A 21,873-nucleotide genomic window follows, 5' to 3' on the forward strand; every position below is an offset into this window, starting at 1 on the left:
CTCTTCGGCAGGGCCGAACCCCCTGATACCGAGGGCCCGTTGGCGACCGGGGTGCCAACGGGCCCTCACTCATGCGCGCAGTGCGGCCTCGATCAGATCGGCCGCCCGACGCGTGCCGCCCTCCTGGGCCATCTCCGCCTGAACCTCCTTGAGCCTCCTGGCGACTTCGGGGTCGTCGACGAGTGCGAGCGCGGCCGCACGCAGTGCCTCGGCGGTGGCGTCCTCGGTGTCGATCCGCCGGGCGACCCCGAGGGCGCCGAGCATGTCCGCGTTGCCGAACTGGTCCACGGCCTGCGGTACGGCGATCATCGGTGTGGCGGTCGCCAGTCCCTCCTGGCTGCCGCCCGCACCCGCGTGGGTGACGAACAGGTCGGCCTGCCTGAGGATCGCCAACTGCGGTACCCACGAGCGCACTTCGACGTTGTCCGGTACGGCACCCAGGTCGGCCGGGGCCACGTGCGCGCCGATCTGGAGCACGAGGTGCCAGCCGGGTAGGTCGCCGAAGGCCCGCAGGCACTCCTTGTAGAAGTCGGGCCGCTTGGTGAAGGAGGAGCCGAGGGAGACGAGCACCACCTTCTCGGCCGCGTCCGGCCGCCGCCACTCCCCCTGCGCGGCGCGGTCGCCCTGACAGGCGCCGACGAAGGTGTACACCGTTTCGTCGACCCGGTCGGCGTGGGGCTGGAGCGCCTTCGGGATCAGGACGAGGGAGCGGTCGGGGCGGCCGACGAAGGGATCCGGGTGCATGGCGATCCCGTTCTCCTCCAACCACCCCTGGAAACGGGCGTAGTAGGCCTGGCCCCGTTCGGTGCTCCTCGGCCCGGCCCACAGTGGCTCGGCGACCTCCTCCTCGTATCCCTCCCAGGCGACGAGGTTCGGCGAGAGGGAGATCGCCGGCACGCCCCAGCGATGGGCGAGGATCCGGGCCGGGTAGGCGGTGATGTCGTGCAGGACGAGATCCGGTGCGTCGCCGTCGTAGGCCTCGGCGAGCTGGGGCAGGGCCTGGACGGCGTCGTCCAGGAAGAGCTCCACGTGGTCGAGCAGCTCGCTCCCCCAGGCCGACGGGTCGTCGTCGGGCCCGGGCAGCGTGGAGTTCCAGGGCTTCACCTCCGCCCCGGTCTCGGCGACCTTCTCGGCGAGCAGCGGCGGAATGGCGTACGTGACCCGGTGCCCGCGCGCGACGAGTTCCCGGATCACTTCCAGACTGGGGTTCACGTGGCCGTGGTTGGCGGTGGAGAACATGGCGATGTGCGAGCGACTGGTCATGCCGGAGAGCATAGGCGAGACGAGACGTCTCGTCCAATGTATTGGCCTCATGAGACGCGCACCTCGTGCTCGCCTCATGAGACGCGCACCTCGTGCCGGCCTCATGAGGCGAGCACCTCGTGAATCCGCAGCCAGGACTCGGGCGGCACCTCCCCCACCAGCACTCCCCGAACGAGTCCGGCGCGCCGGAACGCCTCGTCCACCCGGTGCCGTCGGTGCTCCCGGCGCAGAGACGCGTGCAGCGAACCGCCGACCCCCGAGAACCCGAGTTCCACCAGCCGTCGCCAGCCGTGCAGGGACGCGGGGGTGAGAAGCGGGGCACGGCGACGCTCGATCCGGACGATCCCGGCGTCGACGCGAGGCACGGGACGAAAGCTGTACCGCCCGACCCGCCCCAGCAGCCGCCACTCGTACCGGGGCCAGCTCAGCACCGTCAGCAGGGTCCAGCTCCCGTAGTCCCCGGTCCGTTTGCGTGCGTACTCGAGCTGGGTGAGGAGGGTCGCGTCGGTGAGGGCCGGTGCGCGCAGACACCAGTCGACGACGGCCGACGTACGGGAGAACGGCACGTTGCCGACGACGGAGAAAGGCGTCCGGGGAGGCCGCGCCCGGAGGAAGTCCCCGGCCACGACCCGGACTTGGGGCAGGGCGGAGAAGCGTGCGGTCAGGGTCGGCACGAGCCGGTCGTCGATCTCGTACGCCAGCAACCGACGGCATCGCGGAGCGAGATGCTCGGTCAAGGCGCCTTTCCCGGCACCGACTTCGAGGAGCAACGCCTCGCGGTCGGACACGGCGATGTCGGCGAGGCGCGCGGCGGCGCGGGGGTCGGTGAGGAAGTTCTGCGAGAGCGCGCGAGAAACGCGCGAGGGGCGGGCCATGGCCTGCGGTCCTTGTCTTCCGGGAGCGGAGAAGGGCAGACGAAGGCCCTGACCGGAAGAACAGGAGAGTGAGTGAGGAACGAACCAGGCCGCGTGCGGTCAGCGGCGGTGGGCGTGGCTCCCCGGACCGGTCAGGGCTCCGGGGCCACGGCGCTTCCGCTGGGAATGCGCACTGCCCCGGCCGAGACCGGTCGAGATGATCGCGTTGTTCGCTGCCACGGACGGAACGCTAGGCGGGCCCCGTCGGCCCGGGCAACCGGTTTTCAGCGCTGGTAGCGGGCGAGCACCAGGTTTCCGTCGTCCTCCAGCCGTTTCCGCAGCTCACCGAGGCCGATGGCGCCGCTGTAGTACTCCTGGAGGGCGGGGGTGGCCACCTTGTCCTTCCACTCGGGGTAGCCGCGCACGGACTGTGCGGGCGCCGGGCGGAGGTGCGGGGCGAGGGCGGTTCCGGTCGCCCAGCCGTCCTTCGCGGTGTGCAGGGCGGGGTCGGCGAGGGCCTGCGTGCCGGTCGGCAGCATCCAGTCGCCGAGCGCCAGCCGGACCATGTTCTCCGGCCGGAGGAGGAAGTCGATGAACGCGGCGGCCTCCTTCTTGTGCGGGCTGTCCGCGGCGACGGACAGGGTCTGCGGGCTGACGCCCTGGGTGAGCCCGTCGGCGCCGGCCGGGGCGGGCAGCACCTGCCACCGGAACCCCTTGGGCGCCTGTTGTGCGATCTGCTGGCGGTAGGAGAAGCCGAGCGGGACCATCGCGTACTTGCCGCCGAAGAATCCGGGCAGGGTGTCGGAGCCGCCGCTGCCGAGGGTGGTGGGTGACGCGCTGCGGTCGGTGTTCGCCTGGTCGTGGATCGTGCGCGGCACGGTCTCGTCGGCCTGCTCGAAGCGGATGGTCACCTTGCCGTCGGCATCCCGGTGGAAGAGCTGTCCGCCCGCCGACAGGGAGAGGTTGAGGGTCGCGGAGACGGGCTCCTTGAGCGGCCAGGCCACGCCGTATCTCCCGGCACCGCTGAGCCGTGCGGTGATCTGCCGGAACTCCGCCCAGCTCCAGGGGTGTTCAACGGTCGGGACGCGTACGCCGGACTCCTTCAGCCATGTGGCGTTGACGATCAGGACGCGGGGTTCCTGGAGGAAGGGCACGCCGTACACCCCGTCGCCGAAGGTGGTGGTGTCCCAACTGTGCTGTGGAATCGCGGACTTGAGGCGGTGGGGCAGCAGGTCGCTCAGGTCGGCGAGGTAACCGCCGTAGGCGAAGTCCGCGAGGTCGTCGGAGGCGTCGTGGATGATGTCCGGCGCCTCCCCGCCCTCGAAGGAGGTGAGCAGCTGGTCGTGGACGCTGTCCCAACTCCCCTGCACGTACTCGACCTTGACCCCAGCGTGGGTCGCGTTCCACTCCTTCACGAGTGCCTTGTTGGCCTCGACGGACTCCTCCTGCCAGGCGAGGGACTGGAAGCGGAGGGTGACAGGTCCCGTGCCGGAGCCGCCGGTGCCGTGGGTGCAGCCGGCGAGCAGCAGCATCAGGACGACGATCCACCGTGCGCGCATCAGCTCTTCACGCATCAGCTCTTCACCGCCCCGGCCAGCATGCCGCCTGTGATCCGCCGTTGGATGATCGCGAAGATGATCAGCGAGGGAAGGGTGGCGAGGAAGGCCGCCGCCGCGAGCGGTCCCAGGTCGGCGACGCCCTCCGCGCCGATGAAGTGGGTGAGGACCACCGGCAGGGTCTGTTTCTCCGGGGTCTTCAGCAGGACCAGCGCGAAGAAGAACTCGTTCCACGCGGTGATGAAGGCGAACAGCGCCGTCGCCACGATCCCCGGCGCGAGCAGCGGCGCCGTCACCGACACCAGGGTCCTGAGGCGTCCGGCCCCGTCGACGGCAGCGGCCTCCTCCAGCTCGCCCGGCACGGCACGGACGTATCCGACGAGCATCCACAGCGCGAACGGCAGCGCCCACACGACGTACACCATCACCAGCCCCGCCAGGGAGTTGATCAGCCGCAGCTCCTTGAGCACCAGGAACAGCGGGATGATCACCAGCACCAGCGGGAAGGCCTGGCTGACCACCACCCAGCCGGTGGCTGCCTTCGCGAGCCGGGTGCGCTGCCGGGCCATGACGTAGGCGAGCGGCGTCGCGATCAGTACGGCGATCACGGCGGCGGCGAGTGCGGCCAGCAGGGAGTTGCCCGCGGCGCGCAGCAGGGGCTGTTCGTCGAAGGCCTGGCGGAAGTTGTCGAGGGTGGGGTGCCGCGGGATCCAGGTGGGGTGCGGACTGCCCAGCTCACGGGGGGACTTGAAGGCGGTGGAGACCAGCCAGAGGAAGGGGAAGGCGAGGAAGACGAGATATCCGAGGAGGGCGGCGTACTGGCCGACGCGGCCGGCGGCGCTGGTCCTCATGCCTCGTCACCTGCCTTGATCCGGCCCACCAGGAAGAGCGCGAGGAGCAGGGAGATCACCGCGACCATCACGAGCCCCATCGCGGCCGCGTAACCGAACTGTCCGTAGCGGAAGGCCTCTTCGTAGGCGAAGAGCATCGGGAGACGGGTCCGGCCACCGGGACCGCCGCTGGTCAGCACGTACACCAGGGCGAACGAGTTGAAGTTCCAGATGAAGTTCAGCGCGGTGATCGCGAGCGCGACCGGTCTCAGGGCGGGCCAGGTGACCGCGCGGAAGCGGCGCCAGGCGCCCGCGCCGTCCATCGCGGCGGCCTCGTGCAGTTCGTGCGGGGTGTTCTGGAGGCCGGCGAGCAGCGTGACCGTCGTCTGGGGCATCCCGGCCCAGACCCCCACGACGATCACGGCGGGCAGCGCGGTGGACAGGCCGCTCAGCCAGTCCCGGCCGTCACCGAGGCCGAGGGTGCGCAGCGTCTCGTTGAGGACACCGGCGTCCGGGTTGTAGACGAGCCGCCACATCACCCCGACGACGACCTCCGGCATGGCCCACGGGATGATCGCGAGGGCACGGGCGAGCCAGCGCAGTTTGAGGTCCTGGTCGAGGAGCAGGGCGAGCCCGAGCGCCAGCAGGAACTGCGGGACGGTCACGCCGACCGCCCACACCAGACCGATCCGGAACGACTCCCAGAACAGTGTGTCGTGCAGCAGGTCCTGGAAGTTCAGGCCGCCGATCCACTGCGTGGCCCGGGTCCGGCCGGACTGGGCGTCGGTGAAGGCCAGCAGGATCCCGTAGAGCAGGGGCCCCACGCTGAGCACCAGGATCGGGATCAGCGCGGGCAGGACCAGGAACCAGGCGCCACGGTCGGAACTCCGCCTGCTCCCGGCGTGCGGGGCGTCCCGCGCCGGCCGCTTCGTCGCGGTCACCACTGTCACGTGATCGGCTCCTTCGCGCGGCTCGTGACGGTCCGGGTCCAGGTGGGCCCCGTCATGGTCGTGACCACGCCGTGCCCCGTCAAGACTCCGCGCACACGGGCCGACCTGTGCTGATGCGAGACTGGCCGATGATTGGCCCGATCACGCCGTTCCCGCCGGCGTGGGCGAGCACGCGGACCTACGGCGACTGGAGGCCGGACCATGGACGAGGCACGGGCACGGGACGTACTGGACGCGACGGGGGTGCTGCCGGCCTCGGCACCGCTGCTCGCGCTCGGCGAGAACGCCGTGTTCGCCGCCGGTGACCTGGTCGTCAAGGTCGGCCGCGACGCCGAACTCCTCGACCGGGCGCGCCGGGAACTGGACATCGCGGTGTGGCTCGCGGAGGCGGAAGTGCCCGCGGTGCGGGCGGCCGAGCCGAAGGCCCGGCTCGTGGAGGGGCACCCGGTGACGGTGTGGCACCGGCTGCCGGACGCCGTACGGCCCGCCGAGCCGCGGGATCTGGCCGAGCTGCTGCGGGTGGTGCACGCGCTGCCGGCGCCGCCGTTCGCGCTGCCGCCGCGGGACCTGCTCGGGGGTGTGGAGCGGTGGCTGCGGCTCGCGGGGGACGCGATCTCCGCCGCCGACGCGGAGTATCTGCGACAGCGGCGGGACGGGTTCGCGGAGGCGGTGGCCGCGGTGACGCCTCATCTGGTGCCGGGGGCGATTCATGGGGACGCGTTGCCGCGGAATGTGCATGTGGGACCGTCCGGGCCGGTTCTGGTCGACCTGGAGACCTTCTCCTCGGACCTGCGCGAGCACGATCTCGTGGTGATGGCGCTGTCACGGGACCGGTACGGGGTGCCTGCGGCGGCTTATGACGCGTTCACGGGTGCGTATGGGTGGGATGTGCGGGAGTGGGAGGGGTGTGCGGTGTTGCGGGGGGCTCGGGAGACGGCGAGTTGTGCGTGGGTTGCGCAGCATGCGGCTTCTAATCCGGCGGCGTTGACGGAGTTCGAGCGGAGGGTGACTTCGTTGCGGGACGGTGATTCGACTGTGCGGTGGTATCCGTTCTAGGGCGGGTGCGGGTCCGTAGTGGCTGGTCGCGCAGTTCCCCGCGCCCCTAGGGGGTCTGTTCACCCTGAATCAAGAGTGCTGCCTTCTTCAGTTCTGCCAAGACCGTCCTGACCGCCCTTCTCGCCGTTCTCTCCGGGCGGTACAGGGCGTCGATGTGGCGTCTTGCCTGGACGCCGCTCAAGGGCCGCAGCGTCAGTGACGGGTGGCGGGGCATCGTCCAGCGGGGCATCAGTGCGAGGCCACCGCCCGCTGCCACCGCCTCCGCCGCCACCGCGAACTCGTTGATGCGGTGGGCCAGGTGGAGGCGGTGGCCCGCTGCCGCCGAGATCGCCTCGATGGTGGCCATGACCGGGAAGCCGTCGTGGACCGTGATCCAGGGTTCACCGGCCACGTCCTTCGGGGTCACCCGGCGCTTGGCGGCCAGGGGGTGGTCGGCCGGCATGGCCACGTCCAGGGGTTCGCGCAGCAGCGTGGTGGCGGTCACCGTGGGCGGCCAGGCGGGGGCGTGCTCCAGACGGTGGGCCAGGACGATGTCGTACGCGCGGGTCAGGCGCGGGAAGTCCTCCTGCGGGACGTCCTCGTCGGCCAGTCTCGGCACCGGGCCGTCCGGGCGGGCCAGCGCGCGGAGCAGCGGTGGGAAGAACGCGGCGGCCGCGCTGTGGAACGCCGCCACCGAGACCTCGCCGTCGGGACGGTCGGCGAACTCCTCGACCGTGTGCCGGGCGCGGGCCAGGGCCGTCTCCACCTCGATGGCCGCGCCCGCCAGGGCCTGGCCGGCGTCGGTGAGGACCAGTCGGCGTCCGTCGCGCTCGGTCAGCGGCACCCGCACCGAGCGCTGGAGCAGCCGCAGCTGCTGTGAGATCGCCGAGGGGGTCACCAGCAGCGCCTCGGCGACCGCGGTGACGCTTCCCAGTTCGCCCAGCTCCCGCAGGATCCGCAGCTGACGTTCGTCCATCTCCACAGTGTAGGAGTACTGAAAGATCGTTGAAGAAACTGGCTCTGGGCTTCAGGGACGGTTCGGTGCAGGGTGGTCGGGTGTCCGACGCCCGCCGTACCGATGCGGTACTTCTGCTGGTCGCGCTCGTCTGGGGTTCGAGTTACCTGTCCGCCCAGACCGCCACCGCCGCGCTTCCCGTCCTGCTCGTCCTGTTCGCGCGCTACGCCCTGTCCGCGCTCGCGTGTCTGGGGGTGGTCGCCGCCGCTCCCGGCCGGGGGCCTCGCCGGTTCACGCGGGAGGAGCTGCGGGCCGGTCTGCCTCTCGGCCTCACCCAGGCCGCCGTGCTGGTCGTCGAGACCTATGGCGTCGCCCACACCAGCGCCGCCAACGCCGGACTCATCATCAGCCTGACCATCGTGCTCACCCCCCTTCTCGACCGCGGGCGTCACCGGGGCGGGCTGCCGCCGGTCTTCTACGCCGCAGCCGGCCTGTGCGTCCTGGCCGTCGGGCTCCTCATGGCGGGCAACGGCTTCCACGCGCCCCGCCTCGGCGACCTGCTGATGCTCGGCGCCGCCGTCGTCCGGGCGGGCCATGTGGCACTGGTCGGCCGGCTCACCGCGGGCCGGGCGATACGGCCGCTGCACCTGACGACCGTGCAGACCCTCGTCGGCACCGGCCTGTTCCTGGTCCCGGCCGCACGGGACCTGCCGGACCTGGTCCACGCGGACACCGCCACCTGGACCCAGCTGCTCTATCTCGCCCTTTTTTGCAGTGTGTTCGCGTTTCTCGCCCAGACCTGGGCCGTGCAGCGCACCTCGGCCAGCCGGGCCAGTCTGCTGCTGGGCACCGAGCCGATCTGGGCGGCCGCGGTCGGGGTCGCGCTGGGCGGCGAGCACTTCACCGCGCTGACGGGGCTCGGCGCGGTCCTGATGGTCACCGGTACCTACTGGGGGCAGTCGGTGGAGCGTGCCCACCGGGCGGCCGGCGTGCGTCGCACGGAAGTCCGGCCCGCCGAGCAGGACATCGGGTGCCCGGATACGCCACCGGGCGACAGCTCGGCGCCCGCCCCGCCGGCTCTGCTCCCGTGAGGGTCTCTCACACCGTCTCGTCGGCCGGCTCGCGCAGCGGCCAGGTGCCGTCGACCACCGCGGTCGCGTCGCCCTTGCGGCGCAGGAAGTCCTGGAAGTCCGCCGCCCATTCCGCGTACCACTCGATCTGGCGGCGGTGCAGTTCCGCCGGGCCGAAGGCGGCGACCTTGGGGTGGCGGTCGGCTATCGCGCAGGCCAGCCGGGCCGCGGCGAGGGCGTCGGCCGAGGCGTCGTGGGCCGCGTCGAGGGCGACGCCGTACTCGGTGCAGACGGCTTCGAGGTTGCGTTTGCCGCGGCGGTAGCGGTCCACCGAGCGGTCGATGGTGTACGGGTCGATGACCGGGGCCGGGTCGAGGTCGCCCAGGCGCTCGCGCAGGGACGGCAGGCCGTACCGGCGCAGTTCGGCGGAGAGCAGGCTCAGGTCGAAGGCGGCGTTGTACGCGACGACCGGGACGCCGGTCCTCCAGTAGGTGGTGAGGACGTCGGCGACGGCGTCGGCGACCTGGTCGGCGGGGCGGCCCTCGCCGGCCGCCCGCTCGTTGCTGATGCCGTGGACCGCGACGGCGTCGGCCGGGATCTCGACGCCCGGGTCGGCCAGCCACTCCCGGTGCCCCATGGGCTGCCCGCCCCTGACCTCGATGACGGCGGCGGTGACGATGCGCGCCTCGCGCGGATCGGTGCCGGTGGTCTCCAGGTCGAAGCCGATCAGCAGCTCTTGGTGCCAGCCCATGGGCGGTCCCCCTTCGTGGTGGTGCTTTCCCCCAGTGGTCTCCACCTTCCCATGCGCCACTGACAATCAGACGGCCGCGTTCCGCTTACCGACCCTGCGGTTCCGGACAGTTCAGGACACCGGGCGTGAATCGGCCCAGTTCGTCTCGAACTCCTCGCGGTAGGTGGGGAAGAGCCCGATGTCGTCCACGTCGCCCGCCTTCACCACCCGGTTGCCGTTGCGCAGCACGAGCACCGGTGCCTCCATGCCCCGGGACCGGCGCAGGTAGGACTGCACGACCGCTATGCCGTCGGTGCCGTCGCCGTCCACGAGGTAGGCCGAGAAGCGCGGTGTGTCGTCGTAGACCTGGATCTCGAAGGCCCCCGGGTCGCGCAGCCGCGAGCGCACCCGGCGCATGTGGAGGATGTTCATCTCCACGGAGCGGCTCAACTCGCCCCGTTTCATGCCCAGTTCCCGCTCGCGCCGCTTGACCGCGCTGGAGGCCGGGTTCAGGAAGAGCAGCCGCACCCGGCAGCCGGCCTCGGCGAGCCGCACCAGACGGCGGCCGGAGAAGTTCTGCACGAGGAGGTTGAGGCCGATGCCGACGGCGTCGAGACGGCGGGCGCCGCCGAAGATGTCCTCGGCGGGGAACTGCCGCAGCAGCCGCACCCGGTCGGGGTGGACGGCGACCACGTCGGCGTACCGGTCGCCGACCAGGTCCTCGACCGCGTCCACGGGCAGCCGCCGGGCGGACGGCACGTCACCGCCGGCGCCGAGTATCTCCAGGAGCTTGGCGGAGGCGCGCTCGGCCTGGCCGAGGACCGCCTCGGACAGGGCGCGGTTGCGGGAGACGACGTTGCGGGTCACCTCCAGCTCGTCCAGGGCCAGTTCGACGTCCCGGCGCTCGTCGAAGTAGGGCTCGAAGCACGGCCAGTGCTGCACCATCAGCTCGCGCAGCTGGGGCAGGGTGAGGAAGCTGAGGACGTTGTCGTCCGCGGGGTCGAGCAGATAGCCCTTGCGGCGGCTGACCTCGCGGACGGCCACCGCGCGCTGGACCCATTCCTGCCCGGCGGGTCCGGCGGCGGCCACCACCCACTCGTCGTGGCCGTGGACGGGTTCGTAGATGGGCCGCAGCACGGCGGCCACGACGGCCCGCAGCCGCTGTTCCACGAGGTTCAGCCAGATGTAGGCCCGCCCCGCCCGCTGCGCGCGCGTACGCACCTCACGCCAGGCGTCGGCGTCCCAGTCCAGCTCCGGCCCGATCGTCGCTCCCGCGTCCATCGGCCGTGCCAGGGACACCGTGCCGGGCGGGGCGTCTTGGGAGTTCCCCTCGTGACCCTCGTCACCAGGGGGCAACTCCAGCCCTCCCGAGCCCACCCGCGCACCGCCTTCCGCTCCCCCGGGTGCCACCCGGAGGGTCTCCCCACCCAACGATCAAGGAAGGGTACTCCGGGAGCGGTCGGCGGTGCAGCCGGATGGACAGGGTCAATCTCAACTACCGGGGGTCCACTGTCCGTTCTGCCCGGCGAGCTCGGCCGGAGTGAGCGGATTCATAGCCGTGACGTCCCTCGGGGCGATGGAGAATCCCTGCCAGTGGACCGGCATGGGCTGCTGGTCCTCGTCCCGGGCGATGTGGTGGAAGCCCACGTTCATCCAGACCACCGGGTGGGTGAGCGTCTGGCCGTTGACCCACTTGTCGACGGACTTGCCCGCCCCCGCACCGCAGTTGCCGGGGTTGTTGCTGGCGAACTGCTCGCACTCGTTGTACTCGGTGAAGTACACGTCGTGCTTGGTGAAGCTGCGCCCCGGGTACTTGGTGCTCGGGCCGGGGACGATCTCGTACGACCGCGGGTGCCAGTCCTTGTTCTTGCCGACCGCGCTGACCACCCGCCACCAGCGGTAGCTCTTGGCGTCGCCGGCGAGTTCCTTGGTGACCGGGGTGCGGGTGGTCTTGGTGCTGGGCGCCTGCTGGCCCGGGGCGGCGGCGGTGACCGTCGAGTCGTACTGCTCGACGCGGTTCTTGGAGGAGCCGTCGAGGGCGAAGTCCAGGCGCCAGAACGCGTTGTGGCTGTGGCTGGTGGCCTGGGCGCGGGGGCCCTTGCCGATGGGCCAGCCGCGGCCGTCGCCGGCGTCGTAGTCGTAGTAGGAGAGGCTGCCGGTCGCACCGAGGTTCATGGTGATGGTGCCGTCGTCCTGGAAGCGCCACTCGGTCATGTACTCGTACCAGCCGACCTGGTTCACGGAGTAGACCAGCAGGTCCTTGCCCTGGGCCTGGTAGACCTTGTTGGCGCTGTCGCCCTGCATGCGGTAGGCGTGGCCGCGGGAGCGGGTCGTGGTGCACAGGCCGCTGACGTCCGGCTGGTCCGGGTCCCAGGAGTCGGGGACCTTGACCTTCTTGATGGTGCCGCCGGGGCACTCGCCCGGGTCCAGGTTCATCAGGCCCTGCGCGAAGCCGAAGCCGGTCAGGTCGTCGTACTCGACGCTGCCGTCGTCGTAGGGGACGTGGATCTGGCCGAGCCTGGCGCTGTTGAGGACCTTGATCGGCGCGGCCTCACCCTTGGGCTGGTAGGAGATGTCCTCCAGGACGAGCCCGGCCTTGCCGTCGTAGCGCCAGCACATGCTCCAGGTCGTGCCGCTGGACAGCTTCTGCTCGATCTTGTAGGCGGAGCTGCACTCCGCGGCGGCCGCGGCGGCGGCCTTCGGCTGGGCGGCGGCCGGACCCGCGCCGGTGGTGACACCGGCGGCCAGCGCGACCACGGAAACGCCGAGGGCCGCGTGCCTGCGCGCGCGGCTGATTCTGTTGACACGCATGAAGAGATGACTCCCTTGCGGAAGGAGCAGGTGGGAAAAGTGGACGAAGGAGAGACGCGGCTCAGCCGGCGAGCTTGGCGATCTTGCGGGCGCTGAGGTCGATCACGAAGGCCCTGGCGTCGATCCAGGGGCCGTTCTTGACCTTCGGGAACAGCCGTACGCAGCGGTGCTCGCCGCACTTGTCGAGCACGGCCGGCTGGCCGCCCGGTACCGCCCGGTACACCGCGCCGGTGAGCAGCAGCTGGTTCGGGTCGGTGAGTTCCTTGTCGGTGGCGTCCTTGTAGTCGGCCTTGAGGTCCGCGCCCAGCGGGTCGGCGATCAGCAGGCTCGCGGCCTCCGTGTACTCGGCACGGCTCAGCGGCGGCTGCACGCCGTGCTGGGTGCCGGTCGCGACGACCTTGCCGCTGGCGAGGTCGACGGTCTTGGTGACGAGGGTGTCGTCCCGGTAGTCGTAGAACGTCACGTCCGCGCGCCGGGGCGCGTTCGGGTCGTCGAGTTCGTCGGCCTTCGGGTCGGCGAGGTCCACGGTGAGCCGCTCGGGGCCGCGCTCGCCCTCGACGTCCTCACTGGTGTCGAACATCTGCCGGTTCACGGCGAGCTGCTCCACCCGCTTGATCTCGTCGTCGGTGAGCGGGTCGCGGCCCTTGCCCTTCTCCCCCTCGGCCGCCGGGGCCTGCTCGACGACTCCGGGCGCCACCGCCCCGTCCTGGCCCGCTCCGGCCTGCGCCGCGGACCCACCCGCGGCCGTCGTGGCCCCCGCCGGGTGGTCGTCAGCCCCTGCCGTGCCCGGCAGGGTGATCCCGATCATCACGGCGGTCCCGGCCACCGCGATGGCCGCACCTGCCACCACCTTCCCGAGGTGGCGGTGCACTATCTTGCGCACATCTTCCCCCTACTCCCCGGCGAACTCCGGGAGTACGTGTATGCCCCAATGGTTCGGCCCAGGGCGGTCCTGTGATCGTCCTGTGCGCCGGTCGCTGGGTAAGAGGGACGTAAGTCATAGGTGGTTCCATCACTTTCGTGGACACTCGAGCCCAAGGCGCCACACGGGGCGCGTGACACCTGAAAGAGTCGTTCCATGCAGGTCTGGCCTGGAGAGGCGTATCCACTCGGTGCCACGTACGACGGCGCCGGTACCAACTTCGCGGTCTTCACGGAAGCCGCGGACCGAGTAGAGCTGTGTCTGTTGCACGACGACGGCTCGGAAACGGCGGTGGAACTGCGCGAGAGCGACGCGTTCGTGCGGCACGCGTACCTGCCCGGCGTGATGCCCGGACAGCGCTACGGCTTCCGTGCGCACGGCCCGTACGCCCCCGAGCGCGGCCTGCGCTGCAACTCCTCGAAGCTGCTGCTCGACCCGTACGCGCGCGCGGTCAGCGGTTCCATCCGCTGGGGCGAGGAGGTGTACGGCTACCACTTCGACGCGCCCGACCGGCGCAACGACCTCGACTCGGCGCCGCACACCATGACGTCGGTCGTGGTCAACCCGTACTTCGACTGGGGCGACGACCGGCGGCCCAAGATCGGCTACCACGAGACGGTGATCTACGAGGCGCACGTCAAGGGCCTCACCATGCGGCACCCGGGGCTGCCCGAGGAGCTGCGCGGCACCTACGCCGCCCTCGCGCACCCGGCGATCATCGAACACCTGGTGGAGCTCGGTGTCACCACGCTTGAGCTGATGCCGGTCCACCAGTTCGTGAACGACCACCGCCTGGTCGACATGGGCCTGAACAACTACTGGGGCTACAACACCATCGGTTTCTTCGCCCCGCACAACGCGTACGCCTCCTGGGGCGACCGCGGCCAGCAGGTCCTGGAGTTCAAGTCGGCGGTCCGGGCGCTGCACGAGGCCGGGATCGAGGTCATCCTGGACGTCGTCTACAACCACACCGCCGAGGGCAACCACCTGGGCCCGACGCTGTCCTTCAAGGGCCTGGACAACCCGCAGTACTACCGCCTGACCGACGACCAGCGGTACTACATGGACACCACCGGCACCGGGAACTCCCTGCTGATGCGGTCCCCGCACGTCCTCCAGCTGATCATGGACTCGCTCAGGTACTGGGTCACCGAGATGCATGTCGACGGGTTCCGCTTCGACCTGGCGGCGACCCTGGCCCGGCAGTTCCACGAGGTGGACCGGCTGTCGTCGTTCTTCGACCTGGTGCAGCAGGACCCGGTGGTCTCCCAGGTGAAGCTGATCGCCGAGCCGTGGGACGTGGGCGAGGGCGGCTACCAGGTGGGCAACTTCCCGCCGCTGTGGACGGAGTGGAACGGCAAGTACCGCGACACCGTACGGGACCTGTGGCGGGGCGAGGGCCGCGCGCTCGCGGAGTTCGCGTCCCGGCTGACCGGTTCCTCCGACCTGTACCAGGACGACGGTCGGCGCCCGCTCGCCTCGATCAACTTCGTCACCTGCCACGACGGTTTCACCCTGCGTGACCTGGTCTCGTACAACGACAAGCACAACGAGGCCAACGGCGAGGACAACCGGGACGGCGAGAGCCACAACCGGTCCTGGAACTGCGGGGCGGAGGGCGAGACCGACGACCCGGCGGTGCGGGAGCTGCGCGCCCGGCAGATGCGCAACTTCATCGCCACGCTGATGCTCTCCCAGGGCGTGCCGATGATCAGTCACGGCGACGAGCTCGCCCGCACCCAGGGCGGCAACAACAACGCCTACTGCCAGGACAGCGAGATCGCCTGGGTGCAGTGGCCGGACGGGGCCGAGGAGGCGGGGCTCGGCAGTGAGCTGCTGGAGTTCACCCGCGCGATGGTGTGGCTGCGCAAGGACCACCCGGTCTTCCGGCGCCGCCGCTTCTTCCACGGCCGGCCCGTGGAGGGCACCCATGACGAGCTCTCCGACATCGCCTGGTTCACCCCCGAGGGCAAGGAGATGACCCAGCGGGACTGGGACCGGGCGCAGGCCTCGGCACTGACGGTGTTCCTCAACGGCAACGCGATCTCCGAGCCCGGCCCCCGCGGGGAGCGGATCACCGACGACTCGTTCCTGCTGATGTTCAACGCCTCGCCGAAGACGCTCGACTTCGTGGTGCCGGTCAACCACGGCCGGCAGTGGGAGGTCGTGGTCGACACCGCCCGCCCGGACGGGGTGCCGCCCGGCACGGGGGCGAAGGTGCAGGCCGGGGACCGGCTGACCCTGGTGGACCGGAGCCTGACCGTGTTGCAGCGGCCGGTCTAGGGGGCGCCCGCGGAGGGCACATGGAGCAGCGATGACACGAAAGGCCGCAGGGCGGGTACGTAGGTTCGCATGACACCTGAGCGATCCGTCCCTGCGGTGCCGACGGCCACGTACCGGCTCCAGTTGCAGCCCGAGTTCCCGTTCGGGGCCGCCGCGGCCGCCGTGCCGTACCTGGCCTCGCTCGGCGTCTCGCATCTGCACCTGTCGCCCGTCCTGGAGGCCGTGCCCGGTTCGACGCACGGCTACGACGTCGTCGACCCCGCGCGGGTGCGCGAGGAGCTGGGCGGCGAGGACGGGCTGCGGGCGCTGTCCCACACCGCGCGGGAGCACGGGCTGGGCCTGGTGCTGGACATCGTGCCGAACCACATGGCGATGGCCCCGCGCCACAACCGCGCCCTGTGGGAGGTGCTGCGGGAGGGCCCGAAGTCGCCGTACGCGCGCTGGTTCGACATCGACTGGGAGGCGCAGGACGGCCAGGTGCTGCTGCCGGTGCTGGGGCGCCCGGTCGGCGCGGAGCTGGGCAGCCTCACCGTGGACGGCGATGTCCTGCGCTACCACGACCACGTCTTCCCGCTCCGCGAAGGCACCGGGGAGCTGCCGCTGCCGCAGCTCCTGGACGCGCAGTGGTACCGCCTCGGCTGGTGGCGGCTGGCCCGTACGGAACTCAACTACCGGCGCTTCTTCAGCATCTCCGAGCTGATCGGGGTGCGGGTGGAGGACCCGGAGGTGTTCGAGGCCACCCACGGCAAGGTCCTCCAGCTGCTGCACGAGGGCGTGGTGGACGGGCTGCGGATCGACCACCCGGACGGCCTCGCGGACCCCGACGGCTACCTCCTGCGGCTGCACGAGGCGACCGGCGGCCGCTGGACGGTCGTGGAGAAGATCCTCGCCGACGGTGAGCACCTGCCCGCCTCCTGGCCGGTGGCCGGGACGACCGGCTACGACGCCCTCAGACACCTCGACGGACTCTTCACGGACCCGGCGGGGTTCGGAGAGCTCCTCGGCCAGTACCGGCGGTTCGCGGCCCCCCAGACGGACCGTGGCGGCGACTGGGCGGCGACGGTACGGCGGGCGGCGTACAAGGTGATCACGCACGAGCTGGCGGCCGAGACCGAGCGGCTGACCCGGGCGGCGGTCCGCGTGTGCGCCGCGTCCCCGGAGCCCGCGTTGCGCGACCGGGCGCCCTGGGCGCTGCGCACCGCGCTGGTGGAGCTCCTGGTGCGGATGGAGGTCTACCGGCCCTACGCATCCTCGGACGCCGCCGCCGTGGTCACCGAGGAGGCGGCGGCCGAGGCGCGGCTCGCCTTCGCGGTCCCCGAGGAGGCGGAGGCCGTCGACGTCGTACGGGATCTGGTGCTGGGGCGGGCCGGCGACGGGCCGGAGCACGTGGAGTTCCGGACCCGGTTCGCGCAGACGTCGTCGGCGCTGCGGGCCAAGTCCGTGGAGGACACGGCGTTCTACCGGTACGTGCCGCTGCTGTCGGCGACCGAGGTCGGCGGGAACCCCGGGCGCCCGGCGGTCTCCCCGGACGAGTTCCACGCGTACTGCGCGCGCGTGCAGCGCGACTGGCCGCTGACCGGGATCGTCGCCTCGACGCACGACACCAAGCGCAGCGCGGATGTGCGGGCCGCGCTGGCCGTGCTCACCGAGTGCCCCGGGTGGTGGGCGGACACGCTCGCGGAGGTGACGCGCACCGGCGACGGAGTGCCGGACGCGCAACTGGCGTGGGCCGCCTGGCAGACGGTCTTCGGGCTCGGCCCCGCGGAGCCCGGGCGGGTGCGGGAGGCGCTGCTGAAGCATGTGCGCGAGGCGGGCCTGTACACGAGCTGGACGGAGCAGGAGCCGGCCTACGAGGAGGCGGTGGCGGCGTTCGTCGCGGCCGGGCCGTGCGGGCCCCAGGGCGAGCGGGTGGCCGAGCTGCGCAGCCGGCTGCGGCCGCACATCCAGGCCAATGTGCTGGGTGCGGCCCTGGTGCAGCTGACCATGCCGGGGGTGCCCGACGTGTACCAGGGCACCGAGGGCGAGTACCTGGCCCTGGTGGACCCGGACAACCGCCGGGCCGTGCGGTTCCCGCCGGAGGACTCCGGCGACAAGGACGCGCTCACCGCGGCGGCGCTGCGGCTGCGCAGGCGGCGGCCGGAGGTCTTCGGGACGTCGGCGGCCTATGAGCCACTGGCCGCCGAGGGGCCCGCCGCGGGGCACTGCGTGGCCTTCACGCGCTCCGGGGAGGTGCTCACGGCGGTGACCCGGCTGTCGCTGCGGCTGGCGGAGGCGGGCGGCTGGGGGGAGACGGTGCTGCCGCTGCCGGCCGGGGTGTGGAGCGACGTGCTGGTGCCGGAGCGGGAGTTCTCGGGACAGGTACTGCTGGCGGACCTGTTCGGCGCGTCACCGGTGGCGCTGCTGGAGCGGAGGGCTGCGGCCGGGTGAGCGTGGGCCGTGGTCGGGGCACGGCCGGGTGAGCACGGGCCTCGGTCGGAGCACGCCGGGTGAGCGCGGGCCGTGGTCGGGGCACAGCCGGGAGAGCCCGGGCCATGGTCGGAGCACGGCCGGGTGAGCGCGGGCCGCGGTCGGGGCACGGCCGGGTGAGCGCGGGCCATAGTCGGAGCACGGCCGACCCGTCCTGAGGGCGTCGGACCTGCGTGAGCGCCGGGCGGGGGCCTCGGGTGCGGGGGCGCGGGCTCCCTTCGGCGGCCATGGTTGTGCCCGCCGTCGGCGCCTTGCCTCCGGGCGCCCCCTGGCGCCTCCCCCTCGGCGTCCTTGACAGCTCAACCGGACCGTGGGGTACTGCGGATTGCGAGGCCGGTCGGACAGGTCGGGGGTGAGTCTCCTGCCGGAGCTGCGCTACCCCACGGTGCCCGAACTTGTGCTGTCCGCAGGGACGTTGGCCGCCGGGCGACCCGGTGTCTGCCGACTGCGGCAGGTGGGTGTCTCGCGCGCGGGCAGGCCCCTGCACCTGCTGTCGGTCGGCCACGCCCGGCGGGCCGTCCTGGTGGTCGCGGGCGCCCACGCCAACGAACCCACCGGCGGCCCCGCGGCGCTGGCGGTGGCCGAACGGGTGCTGGCCGAGCGGCAGTTGCGGGCGGACACCTCCTGGCACTTCCTGCTGTGCGCGGATCCGGACGGGGCGAGTCTCCATGTCACCCCGGCGCCCCGCAGTCTGTTCGACTATCACCTCGGGTTCTTCCGGCCGGCCGGTGCGGAGCAGCCGGAGTGGGCGCCGTCGATGCTGCCGCCCGACCGGCTGCCGCCCGAGACCCGCGCGCTGACCGCGGTGATCGACGAACTGCGGCCCTACCTCCAGGTGACCCTGCACGGCACCGATCTGGGCGGCAGCTGGGTGCAGTTGACGAAGGACGTCCCCGGTCTCGCCGAGCCGTTCGCCAAGTCCGCGGCGGAGTTGCACATTCCGGTGGAGACCGGCGCCTCGGACGCGGCAGGCTGGCCGGCGTCGGGGCCGGGGGTGCATGTGATGCCGGCACCGGGCGCGGGATCGGCGTACCCGAGCATGCCGGACGACGCCCGGCACAGCACCTGGTACCACGCGCACCGCTACGGCGGTCTCACCGCGGTCGTCGAGGTGCCGATGTGGGCGAGCGACCTGGTGGACGATCCGGCACCGCATCCGGCCCCGGCGGCGGCGATGCGGCGGCTGGCGGGCCGGCTGCTGCGGCAGGCCCGGACGGTGGAGCGGGTGCTCGGGGACGCGCGGCCGCGTCTCGAAGGAGTGGACGGGCCCCTGCTGCGGGCCGCCACCTGGGGTCTGGAGCTGGTGCCGGGACTGGCCGCGGACTGGATCCACACCCGCCCCGCCGACGAGACCCGCGCGTACATCGGCAGTGTGGACGCGTTCTCCCGGCGGCTGCCCCTGCGGGTGGCGGCCATGCTGCTGCGGGTCCTCCGGGAGAACGACGACCGCGCCGCGCCACGCCTCGAACACCTCGTCAGGCTCTGGAGCGACGCCTTCGCGGAGCGTTTCCGGGCCCGCTGGGTGCCGTTGGAGCACCAGGTGGAGCACCAGGCCCGCACGGTCGTGACGGTGGCCCTGCACGCGCGGGAACGGGCGGATCGAGGGTGACGCGGCGCCACGCGCGCGTGCGTCCGTGCTTCGCTGCGGGCGGGTCAGCTCTCCAGCGCGAACACCGCCCCGGTCCGTGCCTCCATCAGGCACGTGTTGGAGAAGCTCTGGCGGTACTCGACGGGCCGGCCGTTCCACTGTCCGCGCGCCTGGACGGTGACGGGCGCGTAGAGCATCGGGCAGAGGACGTCGGCGGCCGGAAGGGCGCCGATGTCGCCGTCGGCCGCGTCGAGCTGGGCGCAGGCCTCGGCGGCGCGGCCGTGGCCCTGGGGCGGGTCGCACAGCAGGAGGGTGCCGCGGGTGTCGCTGGAGCGGCTGTCGCCCTTGGTGACCATGAGGTAGAGGTAGTCGCCGCCGGACCGGTCCCCGGCCGAGACGGGGGCCGCGGCGGCCAGCAGGACGGCCGCCGCCGTCAGTCCGGTGCGGGCCGCTCGTCGCAGTGCTGTCGCTGTGTGGGTGTGCGTCATTCCCGATGCATCGGCACGGCGGCCTCGGATCCCCACCCGGGCTCACCCGAACGGGAGCGCGCGGGCGCGTGCCGTACGGCGAGGTCGAAGGCGGCGAGCACGACCCGGGACTGGTACTCGATCTGGCGCGGGACCGGGATCCAGCGGGCCCCGCAGCCGTCCCGGTAGTCGGCGCACCACAGGTCGATGAGCCGGTCCAGCTCCGGCAGCGCACCGGCCGGGTCGGTGCCCGCACGGATCACGAGCTGGTGGAGGAGTCCCGCGGTGCGCAGGGCGAGACGCCGGCCCGCGATGCGCAGGGCGGCCAGGTGGCCGGCGCTGAGCGGGGGCAGCGGGCGGGCGGTGTCGGTGACGTCGGGATCCCAGGCGTCGGCGAGCCCGGGGCAGACCAGTAAATAGTCCTCGACCGGGGCGAGCAGCCGGGCGGCGTCCGGGGCGTCCGAGACATACGGGCGGATCCGCGCCAGGACGTCCTCGAGGAGCCGCGCGTCGCGGCGCAGGGTGTGGCTGACGGTCCGCAGGACGGCGGGCGCGTCGGCCGGCAGGCCCGCGTCCTCGACGGCGGCCACGCCCCACATGGGGGCTTCGACGACGGCCGTGACGGTGCCGTACGGGTGCGGGTGGTACCAGGTCGACTCGACGGCGGCTTCCGTTATGGCGGCGGCCAGGTCACCGCGGCGGGGTGGCGGGATCCGGTAGACGGCGGGGCCCAGGCACGGCCAGTAGAGCGTGTCGTACGGGCCGAACTCGCGCGGGATGTGCAGCTCGGCGGCGGTGTGGGCGACGTGGCGGGCGAGGCCGGGCAGATCGCGGGTGAGTTCGACGAAGCCGCCGCCGACGTCGACGCCGTGCAGGGAGCACTGGAGGAAGGGGCGCAGTTCGTCCTGGAGGGCGAGGAGGGTGCGGGTCTCCGGCAGCGCGGCGGCCTGTGCGCCGTCCGGGAGCCATTCCGGCTGTTCGCCGAAACCGGGCCGGAAGAACTTCCGGAAGTAGCGGTCGAGGGAGTACGGGCCGCGCAGCCAGCCCTCGTTGCGGCGCAGGCCGTCGGGGTCGAGGCAGAGCAGGAGGTTCCAGGTGGCGTCGGCCCCGGCGGTGAGGCGGGCATCGGCCAGGGCCCGCTCGGCGAGTCTGAGGACGGTGCCGCCGCCCACGGGCTCGTTGGCGTGCGGTCCGGCGACGACGAGGGCCTGGCGGCTGCCGTGGCCGACGGAGAGCAGCCACAGGGGGCTGCCGGCACGTGAGGTGCCGACCCGGCGCAGCCGGGCGTCCGCGGGATGGCGGGCGACGAGTGACGCGGCCCGTGCGCCCAGCTCGTCGACGGTCGGGTAACGGAGGAGGGGCGGCAGGGCACACCTCCACAATGTGGTGCCGTCGGTTCACCTGGTGTGCATGGTGTACGCACAGTCAGTCACGACTTGACGGTCACGTCAACACCGTGCGGAGGAAAGGACTTTGGGCCGCGACGGCACGTAAAGCCCAGGCCAGAGGTGAGCTTGGGCTCAGTTGACCGCGAGCCGGTAGGCCATCCGCCCGAACCCGACCTGGTCGCCCTCGCGGACGACGGCGGCACCGATGACCCGACGGCCGTTGACCGTGGTGCCGTTGGTGGAGCCGAGGTCGCGCAGCACCCACATACCGCCCTGACGGCTGAGTTCGGCGTGCACGCGGGAGACCGTCTCGTGGGTCAGCCTGAGCCCGTTGGCCGGGTCCCGGCCGATGCGCAGCGCGTGACCGCTGCCGGGGTGCGGCAGCAGCAGCTTGGGCAGCCGCTCGGCCTGCCACGCCCTGCGCAGCCGTACGGTGAAGCCGGAGACGGCCTCGACGGTGCCGAACACCAGCCGGGCGACGCGGTTCTCCTGGGGCAGGTCGGCGGTGAGCGCGGCGAGTTCCTCGGACCGGCGGGCGACGAGGGCCAGTTCCATGCGGCGCACGAAGGTGTCGTGCGACAGACGGCCCATGGCGACGCCGTCACGGAGCACCTTCAGCGCCTTGTCGCGCTCCACGTCGGAGAGCCGCGCGGGGTACGTGTTGAACTCGAAGGACGACGTCACGTTCGTGATTGTCGGGCAGTG

17 protein-coding genes and 1 pseudogene are annotated in these 21,873 nt (G+C 72.1%); 5 read left to right on the top strand and 13 right to left on the bottom strand.

Annotation, left to right across the window (positions count from 1 at the left end):
• Positions 1 to 69: 69 nt before the first annotated feature.
• The 5 genes and pseudogenes from mgt to AQJ54_RS16965 all read right to left on the bottom strand — a co-directional run bounded on the left by mgt (position 70) and on the right by AQJ54_RS16965 (position 5,453).
• Positions 70 to 1,300 (bottom strand): annotated as a pseudogene (mgt, locus tag AQJ54_RS16945) (macrolide-inactivating glycosyltransferase).
• A gap of 64 nt (positions 1,301 to 1,364) precedes the next feature.
• The gene (gene erm, locus AQJ54_RS16950) at positions 1,365 to 2,138 is read right to left on the bottom strand and encodes an ErmE/ErmH/ErmO/ErmR family 23S rRNA (adenine(2058)-N(6))-methyltransferase (protein WP_062238208.1); all 774 of its coding nucleotides are present in this window, start codon (positions 2,136 to 2,138) and stop codon (positions 1,365 to 1,367) included.
• Between the two features lie 263 nt (positions 2,139 to 2,401).
• On the bottom strand, positions 2,402 to 3,676 hold the full coding sequence (locus AQJ54_RS16955) for an ABC transporter substrate-binding protein (RefSeq protein ID WP_062238692.1): 1,275 nt from the start codon (positions 3,674 to 3,676) through the stop codon (positions 2,402 to 2,404).
• Positions 3,677 to 3,690: 14 nt separating this feature from the next.
• Complete coding sequence (locus AQJ54_RS16960) at positions 3,691 to 4,524, bottom strand: carbohydrate ABC transporter permease (protein WP_062238210.1); 834 nt, start codon at positions 4,522 to 4,524, stop codon at positions 3,691 to 3,693.
• Entirely contained in the window at positions 4,521 to 5,453 is a 933-nt protein-coding gene (locus AQJ54_RS16965) for a carbohydrate ABC transporter permease (RefSeq protein WP_062238212.1), read from the bottom strand. The genes AQJ54_RS16960 and AQJ54_RS16965 overlap by 4 nt, the downstream gene beginning before the upstream one ends.
• Positions 5,454 to 5,654: 201 nt before the next feature.
• On the opposite strand from AQJ54_RS16965, the gene AQJ54_RS16970 reads away from it, so the two are divergent.
• Positions 5,655 to 6,509 (top strand): phosphotransferase enzyme family protein, encoded by an 855-nt coding sequence (locus AQJ54_RS16970; RefSeq protein WP_062238215.1) that lies wholly within the window; start codon positions 5,655 to 5,657, stop codon positions 6,507 to 6,509.
• Between the two features lie 46 nt (positions 6,510 to 6,555).
• On the opposite strand, the gene AQJ54_RS16975 is transcribed toward AQJ54_RS16970, so the two are convergent.
• The gene (locus AQJ54_RS16975) at positions 6,556 to 7,464 is read right to left on the bottom strand and encodes a LysR family transcriptional regulator (RefSeq protein WP_062238694.1); all 909 of its coding nucleotides are present in this window, start codon (positions 7,462 to 7,464) and stop codon (positions 6,556 to 6,558) included.
• Positions 7,465 to 7,544: 80 nt separating this feature from the next.
• On the opposite strand from AQJ54_RS16975, the gene AQJ54_RS16980 reads away from it, so the two are divergent.
• A complete protein-coding gene (locus AQJ54_RS16980; RefSeq protein ID WP_062022852.1) occupies positions 7,545 to 8,534 on the top strand; it encodes a DMT family transporter in 990 nt (329 codons plus the stop codon).
• 7 nt (positions 8,535 to 8,541) lie between these two features.
• On the opposite strand, the gene AQJ54_RS16985 is transcribed toward AQJ54_RS16980, so the two are convergent.
• The 4 genes from AQJ54_RS16985 to AQJ54_RS17000 form a co-directional block, all read right to left on the bottom strand.
• Positions 8,542 to 9,264, bottom strand: a complete 723-nt coding sequence (locus AQJ54_RS16985) for a 3'-5' exonuclease (RefSeq protein WP_062238217.1) — start codon at positions 9,262 to 9,264, stop codon at positions 8,542 to 8,544.
• 111 nt (positions 9,265 to 9,375) lie between these two features.
• Positions 9,376 to 10,620, bottom strand: a complete 1,245-nt coding sequence (locus AQJ54_RS16990; RefSeq protein ID WP_079069877.1) for a DUF5919 domain-containing protein — start codon at positions 10,618 to 10,620, stop codon at positions 9,376 to 9,378.
• Between the two features lie 114 nt (positions 10,621 to 10,734).
• On the bottom strand, positions 10,735 to 12,054 hold the full coding sequence (locus tag AQJ54_RS16995) for a copper amine oxidase (RefSeq protein ID WP_062238218.1): 1,320 nt from the start codon (positions 12,052 to 12,054) through the stop codon (positions 10,735 to 10,737).
• A 61-nt stretch (positions 12,055 to 12,115) separates the two neighbouring features.
• Positions 12,116 to 12,937, bottom strand: a complete 822-nt coding sequence (locus AQJ54_RS17000; RefSeq protein WP_062238220.1) for a hypothetical protein — start codon at positions 12,935 to 12,937, stop codon at positions 12,116 to 12,118.
• Positions 12,938 to 13,132: 195 nt separating this feature from the next.
• Between AQJ54_RS17000 and glgX the strand changes: the two genes are divergently transcribed.
• From glgX to AQJ54_RS17015, 3 genes are all read left to right on the top strand, one after another.
• Positions 13,133 to 15,259 carry a glycogen debranching protein GlgX gene (glgX, locus tag AQJ54_RS17005; protein WP_062238222.1) on the top strand — a complete coding sequence of 709 codons (2,127 nt, stop codon included), beginning with the start codon at positions 13,133 to 13,135 and terminating at the stop codon, positions 15,257 to 15,259.
• A gap of 69 nt (positions 15,260 to 15,328) precedes the next feature.
• Positions 15,329 to 17,686: a malto-oligosyltrehalose synthase gene (gene treY / locus AQJ54_RS17010; RefSeq protein ID WP_062238224.1), complete on the top strand. Its 2,358-nt coding sequence runs from the start codon at positions 15,329 to 15,331 to the stop codon at positions 17,684 to 17,686.
• A 391-nt stretch (positions 17,687 to 18,077) separates the two neighbouring features.
• The gene (locus AQJ54_RS17015) at positions 18,078 to 19,334 is read left to right on the top strand and encodes a M14 family zinc carboxypeptidase (RefSeq protein ID WP_062238227.1); all 1,257 of its coding nucleotides are present in this window, start codon (positions 18,078 to 18,080) and stop codon (positions 19,332 to 19,334) included.
• A 44-nt stretch (positions 19,335 to 19,378) separates the two neighbouring features.
• Here AQJ54_RS17015 and AQJ54_RS17020 read toward each other — a convergent pair whose 3' ends face one another.
• The 3 genes from AQJ54_RS17020 to AQJ54_RS17030 form a co-directional block, all read right to left on the bottom strand.
• A complete protein-coding gene (locus AQJ54_RS17020) occupies positions 19,379 to 19,801 on the bottom strand; it encodes an SSI family serine proteinase inhibitor (RefSeq protein WP_062238228.1) in 423 nt (140 codons plus the stop codon).
• Positions 19,798 to 21,162, bottom strand: a complete 1,365-nt coding sequence (locus tag AQJ54_RS17025; RefSeq protein WP_062238231.1) for a M14 family zinc carboxypeptidase — start codon at positions 21,160 to 21,162, stop codon at positions 19,798 to 19,800. The genes AQJ54_RS17020 and AQJ54_RS17025 overlap by 4 nt, the downstream gene beginning before the upstream one ends.
• 138 nt (positions 21,163 to 21,300) lie before the next feature.
• The gene (locus tag AQJ54_RS17030) at positions 21,301 to 21,852 is read right to left on the bottom strand and encodes an FHA domain-containing protein (RefSeq protein ID WP_062238233.1); all 552 of its coding nucleotides are present in this window, start codon (positions 21,850 to 21,852) and stop codon (positions 21,301 to 21,303) included.
• Positions 21,853 to 21,873 lie beyond the last annotated feature (21 nt).

The sequence above is a fragment of the Streptomyces griseorubiginosus genome (genome assembly GCF_001514195.1).
In the GTDB taxonomy this organism is placed as follows: Bacteria; Actinomycetota; Actinomycetes; order Streptomycetales; family Streptomycetaceae; genus Streptomyces; species Streptomyces griseorubiginosus.

Coding starts and splice junctions, on each gene's coding strand:
- AQJ54_RS16970 (WP_062238215.1), top strand. CDS start 5,655: ATGGACGAGGCACGGGCACGGGACGTACTGGACGCGACGGGGGTGCTG.
- AQJ54_RS16955 (WP_062238692.1), bottom strand. CDS start 3,676: ATGCGCGCACGGTGGATCGTCGTCCTGATGCTGCTGCTCGCCGGCTGC.
- AQJ54_RS16985 (WP_062238217.1), bottom strand. CDS start 9,264: ATGGGCTGGCACCAAGAGCTGCTGATCGGCTTCGACCTGGAGACCACC.
- glgX (WP_062238222.1), top strand. CDS start 13,133: ATGCAGGTCTGGCCTGGAGAGGCGTATCCACTCGGTGCCACGTACGAC.
- treY (WP_062238224.1), top strand. CDS start 15,329: ATGACACCTGAGCGATCCGTCCCTGCGGTGCCGACGGCCACGTACCGG.
- AQJ54_RS16975 (WP_062238694.1), bottom strand. CDS start 7,464: ATGGACGAACGTCAGCTGCGGATCCTGCGGGAGCTGGGCGAACTGGGA.
- AQJ54_RS16960 (WP_062238210.1), bottom strand. CDS start 4,524: ATGAGGACCAGCGCCGCCGGCCGCGTCGGCCAGTACGCCGCCCTCCTC.
- erm (WP_062238208.1), bottom strand. CDS start 2,138: ATGGCCCGCCCCTCGCGCGTTTCTCGCGCGCTCTCGCAGAACTTCCTC.
- AQJ54_RS17020 (WP_062238228.1), bottom strand. CDS start 19,801: ATGACGCACACCCACACAGCGACAGCACTGCGACGAGCGGCCCGCACC.
- AQJ54_RS16995 (WP_062238218.1), bottom strand. CDS start 12,054: ATGCGTGTCAACAGAATCAGCCGCGCGCGCAGGCACGCGGCCCTCGGC.